Genomic DNA, 20,392 nt, shown 5'->3' on the forward strand with positions numbered 1-20,392 from the left:
GATTTCCACAGATTAAATATTTTAAAATCCATTTTTATCCGCGTCTTCGCGCAAGCGAATCCGTTTCATCCGAGTTCAATTATCATAAGCCTTAAGATTCAAAAGTTCTTCAATTGAAACGATTTGATATTTATTTTGTTGTAAAAATTGCAAAAACTGTTCCAAGACCAAAACAGAATGTGCTCCTGAATCATGCAAAAGTACAATTCCACCAGGAGAAACGCGTTTTTTAATCCGATTCAAAATTAATTCCACATCTGTAGTTCCTCCGTCAAGCGAACGAATATTCCAACCGATAACTGTGTGTCCCGTTATTTTTAAAGCTCTTCGAATCGAAGGCGTCGTAACTCCATAAGGCGGACGAAAAAAGTTGATTTTTTTGGAAGTGAATTTCTCCAGAAGTTCATCTGTTTTCTGAAGTTCTTCGGTTATTCTTTTGGCATTATAAAAATCAAAAAAGGTAGAATGGGAGTACGAATGATTTCCAACCAAATGACCTTCAGAAATTACTTTTTGAAGAATTTCAGGATGTGTTTCGATATTTTTTCCAATGCAGAAAAAAGTCGCTTTGGCATTGTATTTTTTCAGCAATTCTAAAACCTCCAAAGTATAAACGCTCGGACCGTCATCAAAAGTAAGTGCAATTTTATTTTCTGTTTCTAATGGATTATTGCAAAACGCCTTTACATGATAATTCGAAGAAATTCTAGCAGAACCAAAAGCATTAATTCCAATCCAAATTAGAATTATAACTACGAACCACAGAAAATGAATTGCGTAATGCAGCTTCAGAAGAAACAATAAAAGCAATAAAAAGATAAAAAACAGCGATATGTTTTTATGCGTTATCATTTTGACAGCAGCGTAAAACTATGGTTTTTCCCGTTTAATTGATTGTATAATAAAATCGTTTTATAGCTTGGTTTTTCAACAGCATTTACTTTTACGATTTCTGGAATTTCCTGCGTTTTTAAAATTTTAGACGCTATCCAAAAAGCAAAAGCCGAAGCGGTATCATATTCGCCGCTCAAATGTTTGTAATACAAAACAGGAATTTGAGCAAATGTATTTTCAGCAAGATTTTTATAATAATTTTCAAAATTGGCATTTCCGTCAAAACCTAGAACCAAAACGTCGATATCTGAAATGTCTAAATTATTTGCTTGTAGAAAAGATTTGGTCGCTGTTTCAATTTCGTTTTCTTCTAAAGTATTTACAATAGAAACATCAAGAAGTTCAGCATACGTATTTTCTTTTCTTTCGTTTTCTAAAACAAAAAAACTGGCGCCTTCACCATAAACCGCTCCACTTGTAGTAGAAGTCAGAACATCGTACGGACTAGAATTATCCTTTTTAATGCGTCCGTTTAGTTTGAAAAGAGCAGTAGTATAATCGCCATTTTCATCAACTCCGCCCACTAAAATTGAATTGGCTTCCTCTTCTTCAATCTGCATTTTAGCATCAATAAGGGCCGATTCAAAAGAAACTGCACCATTTACATACGTAAAATTATAGCCTTTACATTGCTGTAGTAGCGCAATCTGTGCACCAACCGTATTATGAGTAGATTGAATAAAAGAAGTCGGAGTTAGAAACTCTTCGTTATTATCTAAAATGCTTTTTAGGAATTTTTCAGAATCTTCGATACAGCCTAAACCCGTTCCAGTAATAATGGCATCAACGTTTTCTACGTTTGCGTCTTTCATAGCCAAAGCCGAAGCCACGATGCCGTTTTTTACACCTTTTGCCATACGTCGGCTGGCAGCTGGCGAAATATATTCTTTGTACGCTGGCGGAACAATTGCCAGTACATTTTCGTCATGATTTACAACAGCTTCTTCCAAAAAAACAGTATCAAATGTTTTTTGAGTCGAAATACAGCCTACTCCATTTATATATGTTTTTTTCATTAGCTTTTTGAAAATATAAGGGTTGAGCAGTTTCCTCCAAAACCAAAAGAGTTGGATAAAACGTGTTCGATGTTTTTGTTTTTTAAAGTAGTCTGCGGTTTCAAATCAAATTCTTCCATCGGAATTTCAAAATTCAAGTTCGGATAAACCACATTATTTTGAATCGCCAAAACACTGTAAACAGCTTCAATCGCAGCCGCAGCCGCCAATGTATGTCCCGTAAAAGGTTTTGTGGAACTGAAATCTGGAACTTTTTCGTTTTCATAAATTCGAAGCAAAGCTCTTCCTTCTGATAAATCGTTGTTTGGCGTTGCTGTTCCGTGTACATTGATGTAATCAATTTCAGAAGGTTTTAAACCCGAAATATCAAATGCTTTTTTCATAGCCAAAAATGCTCCGTCTCCATTTTCTGAAGAGGCAGTTTGGTGGTAAGCATCATTTGCATTTCCGTAACCAGAAACTCTTGCCAAAACTTTTTTGTTTTGTTTCGCAACAATTTCATCCGATTCTAAAACCAAAAAGGCAGCTGCTTCTCCAAGATTTAATCCTTTTCTGGTATTGTCAAAAGGTTTGTTATAATCGTCTGATAAAATCATCAAAGTCTTAAATCCGTTGATGGTGAATTTTGCTAAAGCATCGGCACCGCCCACGATTACACGATCTAATTTCCCCGTTTTGATTAATCTTGCACCCAGCATAATCGAATTGGCTGCAGAAGAACAAGCGGTACTAATGGTTGTCACCATTCCTTTTAAACCTAATTCTTCGGCAATTTTTTCAGCAACATCGCCGCCGTCGTGACAAGTGATATATTTAACCAATTCTGGTTTTTCGAAATAATCGTAATAATGTCTTTCCGTCATATCCATTCCGCCCACGCTTGTAGCAGAGATAAGTCCGGTTCTAAATTCATTTATATCGGTAATGCCAGCATTTTCAACAGCTTGTTTTGCTGCCAAAGTGCCAATCATAGCAGTTCTGGAGAAATTGTTATCCTCATTTAATTTCAGTTCAGCAACAAGATCTTCATTGGTTTTTTTGATTTCGCCAACTTTAATTACATCTGCGTGAACAGTAGCTATATTTTGAATACGAGAAATACCGATCTTGTTTTCGATCAACGAAATATAATTTTCCTCAACCGAATTACCAATCGCAGAGATAATTCCCATTCCCGTTATTGCAACACCTCTTGTCATTTTAGATTTTAGATTTATGATTTTAGATTTTCTTGAACTTTGTCAAAGTTTAAAACTTTGACAAAGTTGATGTTGTATCTGAATTAGATTTTAATATTTCGGTTTAAGAAATCTAAAATCTAAAGTCTGAAATCTAAAATTTATTTAGTTCTGTTAGCGCTAATGTAAGCCGCCATCGTTTCGATTGATTGGAAAATTGATTTTCCTTCTTTTGGGTCAACCAATTTAATTCCGTAATCTTTATCTAAAATCACGATCAATTCAAGTGCATCAATCGAGTCTAAACCTAAACCGTCTCCAAACAAAGGATCGTTATCTGCAATGTCTTCAATTGCGATATCTTCAAGGTTTAAAGTAGTTATGATTTTATTTTTTAATTCTTCTTTTAATGCTTCCATGCTTATTTATTGTATAATGTATTGATAGTTTCGTTTGTATATTTCTCGTTTTCTTCTTTACTGATGATGCAAAGAAACGCTTTATAATTGTCATTGTAAAATTCTACCCAACCACAAAGAACTGAATCTGCTTTATTTGTGTTTAACAAAATTCTAGAATAGTTCAACAAAAATTCAGAATTGAAAGCATCAAATATAAAAAAAGAATTTTCACTTTTTAGCTGATGGCGTATACTTATTTCGCCCAAACAAATATTTGGCAGTGTATAAACAAAGACTGCCGGACTCGGAAAATAGTTTTCTTTGTCTGAAATGGATTCCTGGTATTTTACATCGGTATCTAGGCTAGAAGACTTATTCGCCAAAACCAATGCGATATTATTTTCCTGTTCCGTTGAGGTAATCGGACTCAAAAGCAGTTCTGAACCTAAAAAAGCCAGTTTGCTTAAAGCATCCATTTTGAAAAACTTTGGATATTGCATTTCAAAATTACGATACGCTTGTTTGGCAAAATCTGCAAAATCGGTTGGTTCAATTTTGAAAATAGAAGTTCCGTTCAAAACAATTTCGTTGTTTTCGATTTTGATGTAGGATTGTATGTTGGTTTTGTTTTGAGTCATTTGTTTTGATAATGGATTCATTTATGAAACCCAAGTTTGAATAATTTTATTTACTCTCCATTTTCCGGTTTTATTTTCTATTAAAATAAGAAAACCTCTTCCGCATCTTCCACCACCACAAGAAGCACCAGCTGATAAAATTCCTGATTTTTTTGTTTTATCAAATTGAATTCTGGATATAAAAATAGTTCCAACAGGTATCAAAGAATTACTGTTATCGTTTAAGTTCCATTCTTTTTCATGAAGATACTTGGAAGTACTTTCAAAACGAAACTTTTTATTCTTCTTAAATGGTTTTAAATCAAATTTAAATTCTTCACCTTCTTTTAAAGTATCATATGAAAATTTTGAAAGCTCAACTTCTTTAGAAATCATTTCTGTTTCGAAAGAACTAATCTTTCCAATATGATCATAAACACCTAATAAGATTCTTTTTTTGTCATTTTTTATGCTGTCTGTATAACGCCAGTACTTCTTTAATTCTGCAGTATGTCCTGTTGTGTCTTCTTTATTTGTTTTTTCATTGAATTTTGGTGGAGGTGGAGGAGAAATAATTCTCCGATCCATATAAATGGAATCCACAATTTCGACAAAAACAGTATTTAAAACCTCTTTTTCAAATTCAGATTTAGGCACTTCTTTCTTCTTACATCCAAAAGATGAAAGAATGGTGAGTGTTATAAATATGAATTTTGATAGCTTCATTTTTTAATTAACTATTGAACTTGTAAGATTTATTTACAAGTTGGAATTAAATTTTATAGATTTGATATCTCATGAAATTCTACGAAAAATATCCAGTATTAAAACAAAAAGGCTTTTTATCAAAAGTGCTTGTTGATACTGTATATTCTACCATGAATTTAGAGAATCAAAATGTTTCAAAAATTAAAATCATTAAAATTGTTGATACTATTTTAAAAGAAAGAGAATTAAATGGTTCAGCATTCTTTAATAAATAGTTTTGTTATTATCTATTTCATTTTCTCAAAAACCACAGCCGTATTACAACCTCCAAAACCAGAAGCTGTTTTCAGGAAATATTCAATATTTTTTTCTCCATTTTTCTCAATTACATTGATAGATTCGCTTACACCGATTTCATCAAAACCTTTTGATTCAAAAAGCATATTTTGATTGGCAGATTCTATCGCAATTACTGTTTCTAATAATCCCGAAGCGCCTAAGGTGTGACCGTAAAATCCTTTTAAACTATTTACAGGAACATTTTGCAAATCCAGACGATTTAAAGCAATCGCTTCCATTTCGTCGTTATAAGGAGTTGCGGTTCCGTGGGTTGAAATATAATCTAATTGGTTCGCTTCAATTTGAGCTTCTTTCAAAGCATTCTGAATACTTCTAAACAAACCTTCGCCTGTTCTTGAAGGACCCGAAATATGATTTGCGTCGTTTATCGAACTGTCGCCAATCGCTTTTATTTTAGCAGTTGCCGGATTCGCCGAAACTAAAACAGCTGCAGTCGCTTCGCCTAAACTTACACCGGTTCTATTTTTAGAATACGGTTTGCAAGGTGCTTCGCTCATCGCTTGAAAAGCGTTAAAACCAGACAAAACAAATTCAGAAACTTCGTCGCCAGCCACAACAAAAATGTTATCATAAAGTTCAGATTGAATCATTCTTTTAGCAACAGAAACTGCTAAAATTCCAGAAACGCAAGCATTTGAAACGACAATTGGCTGTGTTTTAAACTTGAAGAAATCGGCAACGTTTTTTGCCAAAACATCTAAATGTGCGTTGTTAAAACTTTCTTCTGAATTATGCTGTAAAGCGGTTACATTTCCTTTTGTAGTAGAAAGTATAAAAGCAGTTTTTGAGTTTAATTCGACTTTAGAATTTTTGATAATCGGCTCTAAAGCCAAAATCATCATTTTTTCTAAACGGGAATATTTTGTTTCAGTGCTGATTTTTGCAAAAGCACTGTTTATTTTTTCATCGCTGATAATCGAAGCATAAAACGGATTTGGCATCAAAGAGATATCATTATGAAGCTGAATTCCAGAATCTCCACGAAGAATCGCTTCAATGTTCGATTGAACATCAAAACCTAAAGGCGTAACACAATTCGTTTCTGTAATGTATATTTCTCTTAACATTTTAAATTTCGATTTCTCCTGCAAGGTTTTTAAAACCTTGTAGGTATGTTTATTTTAAGCTTTATCTGAAAAAAGGTCTCACGCAGATTTTACAGACTTAGGCAGATTTAATTACTTTTATTGTCTAACTTCCATTCTGTCTTTATAGTTTAGAAAATTAGAAAACTCCCGAACTACTGCTATTATTTCTTCAGATGGATAATCTAGATCATCCAAATTTATTGTTTTTGTTTTTGAATCATTTCTGTGAATAACTAAAATTGTCGTTTTTCTTCCTCTTTTTTCTTTTCGTGTACTTAATTCAACAAACTTAATCTGATTCCAATCCCAAAATTTTAAAGGAGAAAATGGTAAGATTGATTTTCGCATCCAGATTCCTTTACTATTAAAATTTAGTATCGGATCATCGTCAAAAAGATTAATCCAACTTAAAAAAGCAATAAAAATGGATATAAAGAAGATGATATTGTATAAAATATTTGAATTAAATTTCTTCCAATGAAGAAGTTCATTTGAAAAACTACAAAAAATAAAAAATGGAATAGCAGTAAAAATTACTATTGCAAAAATTGAATTTAATAGAGATCCTTTTACTGTTACTTCTTTTTTAGTATTCAAATTATCTAAAATTTTAGGAATATTAATTCGTGAATTCGTGGCTAAAAAAACTATTTCAACAACCCAACTTTTCGTTTCCATTCCTCATAAAAAGGAGGATTCGTCAGCATTAAATTTCCATCTTTATCTAAAAAAACCTGAGTTGTTTCGCCTGTGCAGGCCACTTCTCCTTTATCATCAATAATTTTAAAACGATAAATCATTTTGGCGGCTGGTGTGTCCACAACCGTTGTTTCAATTGTTACCACATCACCATAACGCAAAGACAATTTATGTTCGCAAGTCGATTTTACAATCGGCGTGGTGTAACCCGTTTTGGCAATATCCAAATAAGTAAGTCCGTGCTGGCGGCCAAACGCTTCTCGTCCATCTTCGAAATACGTGATATAATTGCCGTGCCAAACAATTCCAAGCGGATCTGTTTCGTTAAAACGAATCCTAATTTCGTGAGAAACGGTTAGATCTGTAGCTTCTTTAAACTGCTCTTTTCTTTTTATCATAAAATAATGCGATGGAAGTTGTAATAATGAAAAACAAAAATAATAAAGTTATTCTTGGAATGATTTCTAGGAAAGAAACGTTTCGAAGCAATACATCGTAAAAAGCTTCTAATCCCCAATTCATTGGAGACGATTTTGCGATATACTGCATGATTTTTGGCATGGCAAAAACAGGAACCCAAACGCCTCCAATTGCAGCCAAAATAATGACACTTGTGGCGCCAAAAGGAGCAGATTGTTCTTGCGTGCTTGCGACGGTTCCTAGTAAAATTCCGAAGCCGATTGCTGCAAAACCTGAAAATAATGCCACAACGCTGGTCAAAAAGAAATGTCCTTCGATATTTAAAGAAGGCAATCCGATGGATGGAAATAAGAAAACGGCAACGGCAACCATCATATAAAACTGAATCATACAAATGATCGAGTAGGTGATGGTTTTTCCAATAATCACAATTAAATTAGAAACAGGATTGGTTCTCAATCGAACAAAAGTTCCTTGTGATTTTTCTTTTACAATATTGATCGATAACGGAATCACAATAAAAAAGATCGCAAAAAGTGTCCACGCCGGAACATTATGCTGCACCGAATTTGGTCGAACTTCTTTGTTGTTGATTCTCGGAATTATTTCTTTGAAAGTAATGAAGTTTTTCTGTTCAAAATCGATTGTTTCTTCTCCTAATTGTTTTTGAAAAGTCGAATAAATCGATTTGGTTTCAATCTGCGAAATCATTTTGTCGATTGAACTCATCACTGCATTTTTAAAACTCATTTGAACGGCTGGATCAAAATACAGTTTTACTTCTTTTTCTTTAATAACACGTCGAGGTTCGGCAGTTGCAGTGCTATCAGTCAAACCTAAATTGCTGACGATTTTTTCTACATTCTGATCGACTTTAGCTTGTAAATCAGAACTTAGATTTTCAGGAATTATAATTGCCAACTGAAATTTTCCTTTGTATACATTTTCTTTGGCAACTTCTTCGGTAATCGGTTTGTTGTCAATTTGTGTTACAACGGTAAAATATTTGCTTTTTTCTAAATTTTCAAAAACAGTTTTAGAAACAGATCCTTTGTCTTTATCGACCAAAAGAATCTGAATTTTAGAATCGGTTACGGCTTTAAAAGTGCTGTCTTGAATTAAGGTTACAGCGATGACCAAAACCAACGGCATGACAAATAAAATAATCAGTCCGCCTAAATCTCTTTTTAGCAAAAGGAATTCTTTTACTACCGACATCCAAATTTTATATATCATCTCTCAACGCTTTACCAGTTAATGAAATAAAAACATCTTCGAGATTTCGGGCATCTTTTGTAGCTTCAATTAATGCCGACGGAGTGTCTTGCGCATAAATTTGTCCTTGATCTAAAATCGCAATTTGCGTACAGAAATCTTCGGCTTCAGCCAAATGATGTGACGTATAAATAATGGTCGTTCCTTTTTGATTTAAAGCTTTTAAATAATCGATAATGGCAGCTTTAGAATGCACATCGACCCCAACAGTTGGCTCGTCCAAAAACAAAACTTTCGGATTATGAAGAATTCCTGCGATGAGATTGACACGGCGTTTCATTCCGCCCGAAAAAGTCTGAACTTGTTTGTCGGCAAATTTCAATAAACCCAAAAGATCCAAAGCTTCAATCACTTTGTCTTTCAAATCAGAACCTTTCAAACCGTACATGCTTCCAAAATAAAGCAGATTTTCTCTGGCTGTTAAAGTCGGATATAAGGCATATTCTTGCGGAACAACGCCTATGATTTTTTTGATTTTTGAGGAATGATGCTGATATTCTAAACCATCAATTGTAAAATGTCCTGATGTTGGTTTTACCAATCCGCAAAGCATAGAAATCAAAGTGGTTTTTCCAGCGCCGTTTGGACCAAGCAAACCAAAAATCTGACCTTCATTTATATGGAGCGAAACATTGTTCAAAGAATACATTTCTGCATTTTTGTACTTTTTCGAAAGGGATTCTATTTGAATGATAGACTGCAAAATATGATTTTAGCTAATCGCTTTTTTTAATTTTTTGAAAAAGATTTCTTCTCTATTAGCAATGTCCAAAAGTTCATCGGCAATAGTGTTGTAAGCATCTTCTTTGGCACTTCTGTTTTTATAAATACGCGAAGCTTCAACAGCAAAATCGCGCCATGAATCTCCAATTTGAGTCATTTCTTTAGAAAGTTCTTTCAGTTCTTCGTTACCCAAAATAACAGAAGCTTCCTGTAAAAATGCCGCATAAATAAAACGGAAACCACCGCCCCCAGTACCAATTTCTTCCTGCATACGAACCATTTGGGCCAAGTAGTGATTGGCTTTTCTGACTCCGTGCTTTTTAGGCCATTTTCTAATTTGGCGAGAAACCATTTTAATGCCGCGAACACCAACTATTGGCATTGGCGCCAACATGTCTCGGCACGTATTTTTGATTCCTTTAATGATGGCGCTTTTTAGGTCAACATTTTGTGGAATCTGAATTGGATAATACATTTGTCCGCGAGGCGCAAAAGCTCCTTTGGCAAAACGTACTTTATTCATGTCTTCGTAAGTTAAAGTCGTAACGGTTTCCATAACAGGATCGCTCACTAAATATTCGGTTTCGGTTTTCCCGTAAACGACTAAATTGTGCGCGTTGAAATGAAAACGATATTCGTCTGGAAAATAACTTAAATTGTAAACTCCAACTTGCAATCCTGTTGGAATATTATTTTTTAAATTTTCGTCTAAAGCTTTATTCGCATTTGCTACAGAAGAAAATTTTTGTCTTTTTATTTTTAAATGTAAACGATTGGCAACTTTATTGAAAATCTGTCCAGGCAAAGTTCTATAACTAATTGCTGGGGCATGATTAACTTTTATAAAAGGCAGGTATACAAAAAATAACCCAGAGCCAATACCAAAAACCATCGGTTCGCTAATGTTTAGTCCGCTATTTTTTAGCAGATTCGACGCTACTCCATTCTCGCAATGAGCAGACTGATGATGTGTGAAAGTTAATTCCATTTATTTGGTAATGCTGTTTTTTAATTCTTCGATTGATACTCCAAAAGCATCAGCGTATTTTTTAAGGATTTTGTCGTTTAGTTTCGCAAAAACATTCGGTTTAAAATGTCTTTTTACACGCCATTTCCAAAATCCGACATAACTGGATAGAATAGTAAGATCCATTTTGCTGACTTCCATAAAGTACACAATCGGACTCACTTCGCCATCCAAAACTTGTTGTTTGGCATCGGCAATTCTTTCGTTTATTTCGTCAATAGAATTTGAAAGCGCTATTGTTTTAGGTTCCCATCCCGTACTTAATGTTGTGGTATAATTGCCATTTTCATCAGTTGCGTACAAAAGCTCTTTTACGTTATTTTTCGTTAAGTTGCTTTGATCCTGAGGTACTTTATCTTTTTCCATTACCTAGTTATTATTTTCAAGTGGAATTGTTAAGAAACCGAAATTGTTTTCTGAATGAACAAATTAATTTCGCATTCTAAGAGTATCTGCTCTCCAAGTAAGCTTTTGCAGCTCATGGTGCATAAAGTGTAATCGTCTCCGGTAAATTTAGAAACCAAATCGGCTTTGGTTATAATAGAATCACCGACTTTTGGTAATGCATGAATTTTTACATTTTTCAAAGCACTGATAAATCCAATTACATTTACGTTTTCATTTTCTAGTCCGTTGTCGTCAAAAAAGTATTTTTTTCCAACAATTGCCGAACATGTCTGAGCGGTATTTTCGATTAAGCCAGCCTCATTAAAAACATTCTTTTGAACAAAAATATTGTCGCCTTTAATAAGAAAAACAGTTTCTACTGAAGTTGAATCGATATTCAAAATCAAATCCACCATAAGCATTGGTGCTCGGTGCGGTAAATAATTTTGTATGTCGACAGCAGAAGTTGTTTTCATTATTGTTGTTATTTTGCCAAAACGGTTTTCATTTGCCCTCTGGCAATTTCTTCATTATTTAAAGTCGTCACAATATCAACCAAAGTAATTCCAGCAAATTCCTGTAGAATCGTTACTTCAGACTGAATGTTGTCGTTTACTTTTGGTAGCTTTTTAATTTCAATTTCTTTAATAGAACCAATGTAGCCCGTTGGAGCAATTTCGTTTCTCAAAAAATATTGATAACCCGTATGCAATGCCACAGATTGTGCCATGTGTTCTATTAATCCTGCTTCCAGAAAAGTATTTTCAGCAACAAAAATATTATCGCTCTTAATTTCTAAACCAGAAACCAAAGAAGTTTCGGAATAAGAATGCATAGCATCTACCATCACAAAAGGGAATTTTTGCGGCAGTAAATTTTCTACCATTTCTTTTTCTAGAAGTGCCATTGTCTCCATTAGCAAACTGTTAGATATGCATACGCGAAAGAGAATCTTCCGCTTTCTGGAACAGATAATAAAATTTTATCTCCTTTTTTCAGCTTCCCTGAATTCATCAATTCTTCAAGAGCTAGGTAGATAGAAGCAGAGCCTACGTTTCCAACTCTAGAAAGATTCATGAACCATTTGTCATCACTCATTCCGATACCTTTTTCAGTTAATCCTTTTTTCAGTCCTTCCACAAAAAAGTTAGAAGAAACGTGAGGAATAAAGAAATTGATGTCTTCCGATTTTATATTGTTTTTATCCATGGCATCTTTCATGCTTTCGGCACCTTTTGTCAGGATAAATTCGTCTAATAATTTAACGTCTTGTTTAATGGAGAAAACAGACTCGTTTAGCCATTGTTCTGGAGAATAATCACTCCAGCCTTTAATTTCTCCGTTTTCCAATTTATCGCCTCCAGCATACATGCAAGTTTCTAATTCGTAAGCATACGAAAAAGCTTCCATCCATTCAATTTTTAGCGAAATAGGTCCTCTTGGTTTATTTTCTAATAAAAAAGCTCCAGCACCATCTGATAACATCCAGCGAAGGAAATCTTTTTTAAATGCAATAATTGGCTGTTCTTCCAGGCTTTTTAAATTATCAGCTTCGTGATTGTATTTTTGGGCATTCAGCCAAGTCGAAACTTTTTCAGATCCTGTGCAGATTGCATTTTTTGAATTTCCAGATCTAACAGAAAGAAAGCCAAATTTAAGAGAGTTCATTCCAGCGCAACAAACTCCCGTTGAAGAGTTTAATTCTACCGATTTGTTTTTTAGCAGACCGTGAACCATCGCAGCGTGCGAAGGCAGAAAAATATCTGGAGTTGAGGTTCCGCATGAAAGTACTTCTACATCTTGAGGCGTAAAATTTTCGTCGAATAATGGTAAAATGGCATTTCTTGTCAATTCGGCATTGCTGTGCGTGCTTTTTCCTTCTTTGTCAACAGCGTAATATCGGCTTGTAATTTTGTTGTTGCGCAAAATAATGCGTCTTGCTTTAGAAGCAGTATCGTTGATAAGGCCTAAGTAGGCTTCCATTTCATCATTAGAAACGGCTTCGTTTGGCAAATATTTTGCAGCTTTTGTAATATATACTTCAAACATAATCTAAATTTCGTCTTCTAAACTCCCTGATAATATTGAGTTTCCTTTTTTATAGTTTTTAACTTAAGCGGATAGGTAATAAGGTGCAATATATACACTATTGGCGAAATTAACCATATCGCAAGGAATAAATAAACATTAAATACTTTAAGTAACTGTTTTCGGTTTTTTTGATTTTTATAAATGATGTTTGACCACTTATTGAAAATTTTATTGGCCGTTTTGTCAACAGTCACTAAATATGAACTTATTTTTACTGCACCAGCATTGACCAATTTTGGCTGTAATTGGGCTAAATTGTTTCGCTGTAAAGAATCGAGCATGATTTCTCCGAACTGGCTTGATTCTTCTATATCTTTTTCTGAAACTCCTGGAAGCGGAAAAATGCCTAAATACTTTTTCTTTACTCCAGAAAACATCCATTCTACAATGGTTATAACACTGATTAAATTTCCAACGCGATCGACCAACGCTACGTTTCCAACCAAATTGGCATTGGCTTTTCGCAATAAAACTTTAATCTTTTCCTGTGCCATGATCCACATATTTCTAGATCCGCTAATGGTAATAACAGGAGTATTGTTTAAAATTTTCTTGGCATCATCGCTTTTCAAGAATGAATTAATCGGAATTGACGGCGACAAATACCAAACCTGATAATGAAATAATACCAGGTCAAATTTTGTATTTAAAATTTCTTCTGGAACTGGTTTTAATGCAGTCGGAATCTGTAAAAAAGATTCTGGGAAAGCATCAAAAAAAGAATCTTTATTCCACGGAAAAGGAAATGGTTTCTCTAATTGTATTTCGTGGAAAGTAAGATTTATTTCCTCCGAATTTAGAAATGGTTTTGCAATATTTCTTGCAATAGATTCTAGCTGTCCAGACTGAGAATAATAAATTACGAGAACATTTTTCATTAGGTTTTTTGGCTTTGGTGGTCAGCAAAAATAAGTAAATTTATTTAAACGAATTTTCTTATTTCGACCAATGGTTTTTTATTAGCCACTCCCGATAGCTATCGGGATCACGAATTATTCAAAATATTGCGGTGATGATGGTTTGCTGAAATTTTTTTCGCCACGAATTCACGAATTATTTTAAATACTGTACTGATGATTTTGAAGAAATTATAAACCGTCGTTAATTTCACGAATTATTATTTATGCAAAGGATATTACATTAAGAAAAAATTAGTGAAATTAAGAGACAAAAATATTCGCCCCAAATAGTTAGATAAAATTCGTGAATTGCTTCGCCAGTTCGCTATCGCTCGGGTCGTGGCTAAAAAAATTAAGACTTTATATCGTTCCAAAAATCAAAATAATTGAACCATTGCAACGGATATCGATGCAGAATGCTTTCGACACTTTTTACATATTCTTTTAAAAGGGCTTTTTCGTCGCGATGTTTTACTTCAGCTTCTCTTGCATATAAGTGGTAATGCAAGTTTGGTTCTTTCATTACATAAACAAAAACTACTGGGACTTTTAATCTTGAAGCAATTAAAAACGGACCCGCAGGAAAGTTGGCTTCTTTGCCCAAAAGATTTTCTGAAAGAGATTTTGTTCCTTCAAAATAACGATCGCCAGTAAAGCAGATTAATTCATTATTGGCCAATGCGGCATTGATCTCAAAAATATGAGAAAGGTCTTCTTTTATTATGATAAATTTTACGGTAGGTTTTTGAGAAATGCTTTCCAGATAATTCTTAATAGCAGAATGTTCTAAATCTGTTGTAACAAGATTGATTTGGAAATCAAGATCGATTTCTCCAAAAAAATGTTCAGCAATTTCAAAATTACCAACATGCGCACTAATCAGCACGCCGCCTTTTTTCTCAGCTAACAGTTTTTTAAGCGTTTCGATTCCGTCAAATTCGTAGGTGAATCTGTTTCGCATTCCAGCAGAAATAGAAACTTTATCAATAATGGTCTGTCCAAAAGTATAATAGCTTTTGAAAACCATTTTTTTGGATTTGAAATAGGAATGTTGAAGCCGTTCTTTAAAATAGTAGAAAATGGCTTTGTTGCTTTTTCTTAGAAATAGAAAATAATAAGAAGCAACAAAATATAGTAAGACATAAGCCGCTTTTACACCCGCTTTTTTAATCAAAAAAACGAATATTCTATAACCTAAAACAGTCCCTTTTGATTTGCCGTCCCATTGACTCATTAAGCTGACTTGGCTTTGATTTTGTTTTCGATTAAATCATAGAAACTTTGAAAATCAGAAATTCCAACAAAATCTGCTTCAACTAGTTTTACACTAAAGTTTGCCTCTATTGAAACCACCAAATCAACATAATCCAGACTGTCTAACCCAAGTGTATCTTTTAAATTAGCATTTGGTTCTATGTCATCATTATCAACTTCAAATTCATCAACTAAAAAACCATTAATTTTTGCTATAATCTCTTCTTTATTCATTGTTCAATTTAAACTTTTTAACCACCAACGCAGAGTTGGTTCCTCCGAACCCGAAAGAATTGGACAAAAATATGTCAAATTTTTTGTTTAACGTAGTTTTAACTAAATTTAATTTTGACGCATCTTCATCTGGGTTTTCCAAATTGATGTTTGGCGCGATAAAATCGTGCTGCATCATTAGGATAGAATAAATGATTTCGCTGGCTCCCGCCATCCAGCATTCGTGGCCTGTCATTGATTTTGTAGAGCTTACAGGAGGATTTTTTTCTCCAAAAACTTCAAAAATAGCTTTTGCTTCATTGGCATCTCCAACTGGCGTTGAAGTTGCATGAGCATTAATATATTCGATATCTGATGCTTGTAATTGGGCATCATCTAATGCACGTTTCATAGCTATTGCAGGGCCTTCTACGTTTGGAGTTGAGATATGTCCGCCGTTTGACGAAAATCCGTAACCGCCAATTTCTGCAATAATATTGGCACCACGAGCAATGGCAGATTCATAACTTTCTAAGATTAAAGTTGCCCCGCCGCCACTCGGAATTAATCCGTCTCGATCAGCATCAAAAGGTCTCGATGCTTTTGTTGGATCGCCTTCACGGTTAGAGAAAACACCTAATCCGTCAAAACTGCTCATCGCATATTTGTTGATTTCCTGAGCTCCGCCTGTAATAACGATGTCTTGAAAACCGCTTTTAATTAAAAAGTAAGCCAAACCAATAGAGTGAGAACCGCTCGCACAGGCCGCACTAACGGTAAGATTGATGCCGCGAAGTTTAAAAATCGTAGAAAGATTCATCGTTACCGTAGAATTCATTGATTTAAAAATAGCGCCAGAACCAATAAGGGCAGTGTCTTTTTTCTCTCGAACAATATCTGTTGCATCAATGATGGCTTTAGAAACAGAGTCGTTTCCGTACATAATGCCTACTTCGTGATTGTCAAAAAAAGCATCGTCGATGTTGGCATTTTTAAGCGCTTCTATAGTGGCCATATAAGCATACTCGGTCTCTTCGCCGATGCTCATACGTTGTCTTCTAGTCAATAAATTTTTAAGATCGGCTTTCGGAACCATTCCTGTTAAGGCTGATTGAAAACCAAATTCTTTACGTTCAGAATCAAACTGAATACCAGATTTTCCTTCATACAACGAATCTTTTACTTCGTCTAAAGAAGTTCCGATACAAGAATAAATTCCCATTCCAGTAATTACAACTCTTCTATTCATCGTCTTTCAAAAGTAATTTTTTATCCTTAAAGTGTAATTTTTTAATCAAAAGGCACAAAGTTTTTATTTTTTTAATCTCGCAAAGGCGCAAAGTATATTCTTTAAAGTCTTTTTGCTTAAAAACTTTGTGACTCTGCGTCTTTGCGAGCAATTTTCGACGTAAAAACTTTATTGAACCTCGCAAACATTGGAGAAATTCTTAAGAATATATTCCGCCGTTTATATTAATAATTTCTCCTGTAATATAGCTTGCTTTTTTAGAAATCAAAAAGCTTACCAAATCTGCCACTTCTTCGGCTTCGCCAAAACGATTTACCGGAATTAGTTTCAGCAATTCTTTTTCGTCCAGCTGACTTGTCATGTCGGTTCTAATAAAACCTGGAGCCACAGCATTTACCGTAATATTTCTTTTCGCAACTTCTTGAGCCAAAGCTTTGGTTGCTGCTACAATCGCCCCTTTTGCCGCCGAATAATTGGCTTGTCCTGCAGTTCCTTTTACTCCAGAAACCGAAACCATGTTTACGATTCGGCCATATTTGTTGCGTAACATTTTTTGAATGAAAAACTGAGTAACATTAAAGAAACCATTAACGCTAGTATTCATAACGCCGTTCCAATCTTCTGGAGTCATCCACATAAAAAGACCGTCTTTTGTGATTCCGGCATTGTTTACAATTGCTTCAACCAATTTTTCAGGATTGGCGTCCTGCCAAGCGGTTAAAACATTTTGCACTTCTTCAAAATTAGAAACATCAAAACCTAAGATTTCTCCTGTTGCTCCTAATTTTTGCACTTCTTGTAATGTTTCTTCGGCAGCTGTTTTATTCGAATGATAATTAATCAGAATATGATAATCGGATTCTACGGCTAGTTTTTTACAAATCGCACTTCCAATTCCTCTAGAACCGCCTGTTACTAATACACATTTCATTTATAAGGTTGGTTTTATTTATTAGCAAGATGAAATCACATTTTAAAGAGCGATTTCATCTTGCAAATTTTATAATTTATTTCGGAGAATAAATACTATTTCTTTTTTTTCGGTGCTGGTTTTGCCGCTGACTTGGTTTCTTGTTTTGGTTTTTCGGCAGAAACAGCAGCCACTGGTTGAGGTTTTTCTGTGTTTTTAGAGAATAATTCCGCATTTTCAAACCATTGGTTGGCTAAAACAGTTCCGTCAGGTTTTAAAAATCCCCATTTCCCTTCGTTTTTTACTCTCGCAACACCATCAATAAATCCTTTATCTTGTTGTGTAAACATTGCGATAATGGCATTTGTCGTTATGCCGTATTGTGTTGGAATTACCAGTTTTCCAGATTCATTGATAAATCCCCAATTGCTTTCTTTTACTGGAGCCAGACCGTTTGTACTGAAAACTTCTGCATCATTGTAAGTTGGTTCAATAACAAATTTTCCTTCTGGATTGATGAATCCCCATTTTTTTCCAACCAAAACTGGAGCCAGATTTTTTGAGAACGCTTTTCCTTTATCATAAATAGGAAGAATAGCCCAATTTCCTTTTAAATCAATGTATCCGATTTTTCCGTTCTTTTTGGCGAAAGTCAAATCTTGAGTTTCAAAATCCCAAATTTTTTCGGCACCATCAACCGGAATAAATTTTCCTCCGCTCACAAGGCCAAAAGTTTTATCTTTTCTGGCCCAAGTTGTACCTTTAAAATAATTTCCAACTTCTGCATAAACAGGTTCTACCAATTCTTTTCCTTCGGTATTGATGATTCCCCAGTTTTTGTTTAGTTCTACTCTAGCATAACCATTTTCAAAAGGTTTGATCTGATCGTATTTTGGTTCTAAAACAATCGCCATTTTGTTATTGATCAGACCCACTTTATTGTTTTGTCTGATAAAAGCAACGCCATCATTAAAATCAAATAATTTTTCAGAAGCTGGTGCTTTTTGAATTTCTCCTTTAGTATTAATGTAAACCCAATCTTTGTCTTTTTGTACAATTGCGATTCCGTTATTAAAGTCTTTAGCATCTTTAAAATCTGCTGGAATTACCCAAGTGCCTTTTGCATCTATAAATCCCCATTTTCCGCCGTTTTCAACAGCAGCTAAACCTTCAGAAAAACTTCTGGCAGATTTGTATTGAGGTTCTATTTTAAAAGATCCGTCTTTAGAAAGATATCCAATTTTGGAATTTTTCTTAACTAATGCTAGTTCTTGGCTATTAACAAATTGAATGCAGGATAGCAATAAAAATACAAGTGATTTTTTCATGGTTTTAAGATTCAATATTAATACTTAAATTAAAGATTTTTAACTGTTTATCAGATAATCTTTTACTTTTTGAACAAAAGGATACATTACCTGATCTTCTTTGAATTCTGGAATTATATTTCTGATATCGTCATACCATTTTTTTGTCGTAGACGAAATTTGATCTTTTTGTTTCAAATAATCAATTGCCTGAACAATTGTAATTAATTCGATAGCTAAAACTTCGAATGAGTTTTCGATCACTTTTGATGTAATCACCGCCGCATTTGTTCCCATGCTTACAATATCTTGATTGTCATTGTTGTTCGGGATACTGTGAACGTACATTGGATTTGATAACATTTGGTTTTCTGCAGTTGTTGAAGTCGCAACGAACTGAACACCTTGCATTCCGAAATTAAATCCTAATGTTCCTAAGTTTACAAAAGGAGGCAAAATTTCGTTGATTTTTGAATTCAATAAATAATTCAATTGACGTTCTGCCAACATTGTTAATTTGGTAATAACAATTTTCAGTTTATCCATTTCAAGCGAAATATAATCTCCGTGGAAATTTCCGCCGTGGTAAACGTGTTTGTTTTTTACGTCAATAATTGGATTATCGTTTGCCGAGTTAAATTCGTCTTCTAGAATAGAAGCTACATTATTTATTGTTTCTAAAACTGGTCCTAGAATTTGAGGAACGCAACGTAATGAATAATATTCCTGAACTTTTTCTTTGAAGATTTCTTCGGTGTTTTCGCCAGAATATAAGTGGTCTTCTCTTTTACGGATCAACGTACTGTCAGAAAGATTTTTTCTCATTCTTTCTGCAACTTCCTGTTGTCCTTTATGACGTTTAGTCTGATTTAATTCTTCAGAGAAATGATCGTCGTAAGCCTGAACTAATTCGTTAATTGCACAAGAAGCTTTTACCGACCAATCTAATAATTTTTTTGCATAATGCACATTTACCACTCCAATTCCCGTCATTACAGAAGTTCCGTTGATCAAGGCCAGACCTTCTCTAATTTCTACTTGAATTGGTTTTAAACCTTCAATTTCGAAAACTTCTGCAGTTGGTCTTCTTTCTCCTTTATAAAAAACTTCGCCTTCTCCGATTAAAACCAAAGCCAAATGTGATAGCTGTACCAAGTCTCCGCTGGCACCCACACCGCCGTGTTCAAAAATTAAAGGTGTAATGTCTCGATTGATTAATTCTGCCATTAAATGAATAACAGAAGAATGCACTCCTGAATTTCCTAAAGAAAGTGTATTTAATCGTGCTAAAATTGCAGCTTTTGCACACTCAGCATTTAAAGGTTTTCCTGTTCCAGATGAGTGGCTTCTAATTAAATTGTATTGCAATTGAATTTGATCTGACTCTTTAATTCTATATTGAGCCATTGGACCAAACCCTGTGTTTACGCCATATATAACTTTATTTCCTGAGAATTCTTTTAAGAAATTAAAACTTTCGTTTACTCGATTTAAAACCACATCGCTTATCGCAACTTTGCTTTTTCCGAAGATTATGGCTTCAAATTCGGCTAAACTTAAATATTCATTTATTGTATTCATCAAATCAATTTTGGTTGTGCTAATTTAATTTTATTTATCAAAATAAATGTAGTTATTTTGATGATGGCAAATGTAGGTTAATTAATGATAATAAT

24 protein-coding genes are annotated in these 20,392 nt (G+C 34.2%); 1 reads left to right on the forward strand and 23 read right to left on the reverse strand.

Annotated elements, in window-relative coordinates; translation table 11 throughout:
• Positions 1–75: 75 nt before the first annotated feature.
• From J7574_RS02670 to J7574_RS02695, 6 genes are all read right to left on the reverse strand, one after another.
• Positions 76–852, reverse strand: a complete 777-nt coding sequence (locus J7574_RS02670) for a polysaccharide deacetylase family protein (RefSeq protein WP_290963832.1) — start codon at positions 850–852, stop codon at positions 76–78.
• Entirely contained in the window at positions 849–1,910 is a 1,062-nt protein-coding gene (locus J7574_RS02675; RefSeq protein ID WP_290963834.1) for a beta-ketoacyl synthase N-terminal-like domain-containing protein, read from the reverse strand. The genes J7574_RS02670 and J7574_RS02675 overlap by 4 nt, the downstream gene beginning before the upstream one ends.
• Positions 1,910–3,109 carry a beta-ketoacyl-[acyl-carrier-protein] synthase family protein gene (locus J7574_RS02680; protein WP_290963837.1) on the reverse strand — a complete coding sequence of 400 codons (1,200 nt, stop codon included), beginning with the start codon at positions 3,107–3,109 and terminating at the stop codon, positions 1,910–1,912. The genes J7574_RS02675 and J7574_RS02680 overlap by 1 nt, the downstream gene beginning before the upstream one ends.
• A 140-nt stretch (positions 3,110–3,249) precedes the next feature.
• Entirely contained in the window at positions 3,250–3,507 is a 258-nt protein-coding gene (locus J7574_RS02685) for a phosphopantetheine-binding protein (RefSeq protein ID WP_026727250.1), read from the reverse strand.
• Positions 3,508–3,509: 2 nt separating this feature from the next.
• Positions 3,510–4,127 (reverse strand): 3-oxoacyl-ACP synthase, encoded by a 618-nt coding sequence (locus J7574_RS02690; RefSeq protein WP_290965408.1) that lies wholly within the window; start codon positions 4,125–4,127, stop codon positions 3,510–3,512.
• A gap of 21 nt (positions 4,128–4,148) precedes the next feature.
• Positions 4,149–4,832, reverse strand: coding sequence for a hypothetical protein (locus tag J7574_RS02695; RefSeq protein ID WP_290963846.1), 684 nt, complete (start codon positions 4,830–4,832; stop codon positions 4,149–4,151).
• A 71-nt stretch (positions 4,833–4,903) separates the two neighbouring features.
• On the opposite strand from J7574_RS02695, the gene J7574_RS02700 reads away from it, so the two are divergent.
• Positions 4,904–5,089 carry a hypothetical protein gene (locus J7574_RS02700; RefSeq protein WP_201999162.1) on the forward strand — a complete coding sequence of 62 codons (186 nt, stop codon included), beginning with the start codon at positions 4,904–4,906 and terminating at the stop codon, positions 5,087–5,089.
• A 12-nt stretch (positions 5,090–5,101) separates the two neighbouring features.
• On the opposite strand, the gene J7574_RS02705 is transcribed toward J7574_RS02700, so the two are convergent.
• The 17 genes from J7574_RS02705 to hutH form a co-directional block, all read right to left on the reverse strand.
• A complete protein-coding gene (locus J7574_RS02705) occupies positions 5,102–6,241 on the reverse strand; it encodes a beta-ketoacyl synthase N-terminal-like domain-containing protein (protein ID WP_290963856.1) in 1,140 nt (379 codons plus the stop codon).
• A 117-nt stretch (positions 6,242–6,358) separates the two neighbouring features.
• Positions 6,359–6,940 (reverse strand): hypothetical protein, encoded by a 582-nt coding sequence (locus J7574_RS02710; RefSeq protein WP_290963858.1) that lies wholly within the window; start codon positions 6,938–6,940, stop codon positions 6,359–6,361.
• Positions 6,910–7,359 carry a thioesterase family protein gene (locus J7574_RS02715; RefSeq protein ID WP_290963861.1) on the reverse strand — a complete coding sequence of 150 codons (450 nt, stop codon included), beginning with the start codon at positions 7,357–7,359 and terminating at the stop codon, positions 6,910–6,912. Before J7574_RS02715 ends, J7574_RS02710 begins: the two co-directional genes overlap by 31 nt.
• Positions 7,334–8,617: an ABC transporter permease gene (locus J7574_RS02720; protein ID WP_290963863.1), complete on the reverse strand. Its 1,284-nt coding sequence runs from the start codon at positions 8,615–8,617 to the stop codon at positions 7,334–7,336. The genes J7574_RS02715 and J7574_RS02720 overlap by 26 nt, the downstream gene beginning before the upstream one ends.
• Complete coding sequence (locus J7574_RS02725; RefSeq protein ID WP_290963865.1) at positions 8,607–9,305, reverse strand: ABC transporter ATP-binding protein; 699 nt, start codon at positions 9,303–9,305, stop codon at positions 8,607–8,609. The genes J7574_RS02720 and J7574_RS02725 overlap by 11 nt, the downstream gene beginning before the upstream one ends.
• A gap of 63 nt (positions 9,306–9,368) precedes the next feature.
• Positions 9,369–10,367 carry a BtrH N-terminal domain-containing protein gene (locus J7574_RS02730; RefSeq protein ID WP_290963868.1) on the reverse strand — a complete coding sequence of 333 codons (999 nt, stop codon included), beginning with the start codon at positions 10,365–10,367 and terminating at the stop codon, positions 9,369–9,371.
• Positions 10,368–10,772: a hypothetical protein gene (locus tag J7574_RS02735; protein WP_290963871.1), complete on the reverse strand. Its 405-nt coding sequence runs from the start codon at positions 10,770–10,772 to the stop codon at positions 10,368–10,370.
• 29 nt (positions 10,773–10,801) lie between these two features.
• Positions 10,802–11,269, reverse strand: coding sequence for an ABC transporter permease (locus J7574_RS02740; protein WP_290963874.1), 468 nt, complete (start codon positions 11,267–11,269; stop codon positions 10,802–10,804).
• 8 nt (positions 11,270–11,277) lie between these two features.
• The gene (locus tag J7574_RS02745) at positions 11,278–11,709 is read right to left on the reverse strand and encodes a hypothetical protein (protein ID WP_290963878.1); all 432 of its coding nucleotides are present in this window, start codon (positions 11,707–11,709) and stop codon (positions 11,278–11,280) included.
• The gene (locus J7574_RS02750) at positions 11,709–12,842 is read right to left on the reverse strand and encodes a beta-ketoacyl-ACP synthase III (RefSeq protein ID WP_290963882.1); all 1,134 of its coding nucleotides are present in this window, start codon (positions 12,840–12,842) and stop codon (positions 11,709–11,711) included. The genes J7574_RS02745 and J7574_RS02750 overlap by 1 nt, the downstream gene beginning before the upstream one ends.
• 17 nt (positions 12,843–12,859) lie before the next feature.
• Complete coding sequence (locus tag J7574_RS02755; RefSeq protein ID WP_290963884.1) at positions 12,860–13,762, reverse strand: dialkylrecorsinol condensing enzyme DarA; 903 nt, start codon at positions 13,760–13,762, stop codon at positions 12,860–12,862.
• Between the two features lie 373 nt (positions 13,763–14,135).
• Positions 14,136–15,017 carry a lipid A biosynthesis acyltransferase gene (locus tag J7574_RS02760; protein WP_290963886.1) on the reverse strand — a complete coding sequence of 294 codons (882 nt, stop codon included), beginning with the start codon at positions 15,015–15,017 and terminating at the stop codon, positions 14,136–14,138.
• Positions 15,017–15,271, reverse strand: a complete 255-nt coding sequence (locus J7574_RS02765; protein WP_290963888.1) for an acyl carrier protein — start codon at positions 15,269–15,271, stop codon at positions 15,017–15,019. Before J7574_RS02765 ends, J7574_RS02760 begins: the two co-directional genes overlap by 1 nt.
• The gene (locus tag J7574_RS02770; protein WP_290963891.1) at positions 15,264–16,499 is read right to left on the reverse strand and encodes a beta-ketoacyl synthase; all 1,236 of its coding nucleotides are present in this window, start codon (positions 16,497–16,499) and stop codon (positions 15,264–15,266) included. Before J7574_RS02770 ends, J7574_RS02765 begins: the two co-directional genes overlap by 8 nt.
• Positions 16,500–16,698: 199 nt before the next feature.
• On the reverse strand, positions 16,699–17,430 hold the full coding sequence (gene fabG / locus J7574_RS02775) for a 3-oxoacyl-ACP reductase FabG (RefSeq protein WP_290963893.1): 732 nt from the start codon (positions 17,428–17,430) through the stop codon (positions 16,699–16,701).
• A 95-nt stretch (positions 17,431–17,525) separates the two neighbouring features.
• The gene (locus J7574_RS02780; protein WP_290963896.1) at positions 17,526–18,737 is read right to left on the reverse strand and encodes a WG repeat-containing protein; all 1,212 of its coding nucleotides are present in this window, start codon (positions 18,735–18,737) and stop codon (positions 17,526–17,528) included.
• 39 nt (positions 18,738–18,776) lie between these two features.
• The gene (gene hutH / locus J7574_RS02785) at positions 18,777–20,297 is read right to left on the reverse strand and encodes a histidine ammonia-lyase (protein ID WP_290963899.1); all 1,521 of its coding nucleotides are present in this window, start codon (positions 20,295–20,297) and stop codon (positions 18,777–18,779) included.
• Positions 20,298–20,392 lie beyond the last annotated feature (95 nt).

The sequence above is a fragment of the Flavobacterium sp. genome (assembly GCF_017744675.1).
GTDB lineage: Bacteria > Bacteroidota > Bacteroidia > Flavobacteriales > Flavobacteriaceae > Flavobacterium.

What these genes read in the sequence shown, in the direction of transcription:
- J7574_RS02745 (WP_290963878.1), bottom strand. Translation starts at nt 11,709, where the DNA reads ATGGAGACAATGGCACTTCTAGAAAAAGAAATGGTAGAAAATTTACTG.
- J7574_RS02780 (WP_290963896.1), bottom strand. Translation starts at nt 18,737, where the DNA reads ATGAAAAAATCACTTGTATTTTTATTGCTATCCTGCATTCAATTTGTT.
- hutH (WP_290963899.1), bottom strand. Translation starts at nt 20,297, where the DNA reads ATGAATACAATAAATGAATATTTAAGTTTAGCCGAATTTGAAGCCATA.
- J7574_RS02685 (WP_026727250.1), bottom strand. Translation starts at nt 3,507, where the DNA reads ATGGAAGCATTAAAAGAAGAATTAAAAAATAAAATCATAACTACTTTA.
- J7574_RS02715 (WP_290963861.1), bottom strand. Translation starts at nt 7,359, where the DNA reads ATGATAAAAAGAAAAGAGCAGTTTAAAGAAGCTACAGATCTAACCGTT.
- J7574_RS02770 (WP_290963891.1), bottom strand. Translation starts at nt 16,499, where the DNA reads ATGAATAGAAGAGTTGTAATTACTGGAATGGGAATTTATTCTTGTATC.
- J7574_RS02720 (WP_290963863.1), bottom strand. Translation starts at nt 8,617, where the DNA reads ATGATATATAAAATTTGGATGTCGGTAGTAAAAGAATTCCTTTTGCTA.
- J7574_RS02700 (WP_201999162.1), top strand. Translation starts at nt 4,904, where the DNA reads ATGAAATTCTACGAAAAATATCCAGTATTAAAACAAAAAGGCTTTTTA.
- J7574_RS02680 (WP_290963837.1), bottom strand. Translation starts at nt 3,109, where the DNA reads ATGACAAGAGGTGTTGCAATAACGGGAATGGGAATTATCTCTGCGATT.
- J7574_RS02670 (WP_290963832.1), bottom strand. Translation starts at nt 852, where the DNA reads ATGATAACGCATAAAAACATATCGCTGTTTTTTATCTTTTTATTGCTT.
- J7574_RS02735 (WP_290963871.1), bottom strand. Translation starts at nt 10,772, where the DNA reads ATGGAAAAAGATAAAGTACCTCAGGATCAAAGCAACTTAACGAAAAAT.
- J7574_RS02765 (WP_290963888.1), bottom strand. Translation starts at nt 15,271, where the DNA reads ATGAATAAAGAAGAGATTATAGCAAAAATTAATGGTTTTTTAGTTGAT.
- J7574_RS02760 (WP_290963886.1), bottom strand. Translation starts at nt 15,017, where the DNA reads ATGAGTCAATGGGACGGCAAATCAAAAGGGACTGTTTTAGGTTATAGA.
- J7574_RS02725 (WP_290963865.1), bottom strand. Translation starts at nt 9,305, where the DNA reads ATGTATTCTTTGAACAATGTTTCGCTCCATATAAATGAAGGTCAGATT.
- J7574_RS02695 (WP_290963846.1), bottom strand. Translation starts at nt 4,832, where the DNA reads ATGAAGCTATCAAAATTCATATTTATAACACTCACCATTCTTTCATCT.
- J7574_RS02705 (WP_290963856.1), bottom strand. Translation starts at nt 6,241, where the DNA reads ATGTTAAGAGAAATATACATTACAGAAACGAATTGTGTTACGCCTTTA.
- J7574_RS02750 (WP_290963882.1), bottom strand. Translation starts at nt 12,842, where the DNA reads ATGTTTGAAGTATATATTACAAAAGCTGCAAAATATTTGCCAAACGAA.
- J7574_RS02755 (WP_290963884.1), bottom strand. Translation starts at nt 13,762, where the DNA reads ATGAAAAATGTTCTCGTAATTTATTATTCTCAGTCTGGACAGCTAGAA.
- J7574_RS02710 (WP_290963858.1), bottom strand. Translation starts at nt 6,940, where the DNA reads ATGGAAACGAAAAGTTGGGTTGTTGAAATAGTTTTTTTAGCCACGAAT.
- J7574_RS02730 (WP_290963868.1), bottom strand. Translation starts at nt 10,367, where the DNA reads ATGGAATTAACTTTCACACATCATCAGTCTGCTCATTGCGAGAATGGA.
- J7574_RS02675 (WP_290963834.1), bottom strand. Translation starts at nt 1,910, where the DNA reads ATGAAAAAAACATATATAAATGGAGTAGGCTGTATTTCGACTCAAAAA.
- J7574_RS02740 (WP_290963874.1), bottom strand. Translation starts at nt 11,269, where the DNA reads ATGAAAACAACTTCTGCTGTCGACATACAAAATTATTTACCGCACCGA.
- J7574_RS02690 (WP_290965408.1), bottom strand. Translation starts at nt 4,127, where the DNA reads ATGACTCAAAACAAAACCAACATACAATCCTACATCAAAATCGAAAAC.
- fabG (WP_290963893.1), bottom strand. Translation starts at nt 17,430, where the DNA reads ATGAAATGTGTATTAGTAACAGGCGGTTCTAGAGGAATTGGAAGTGCG.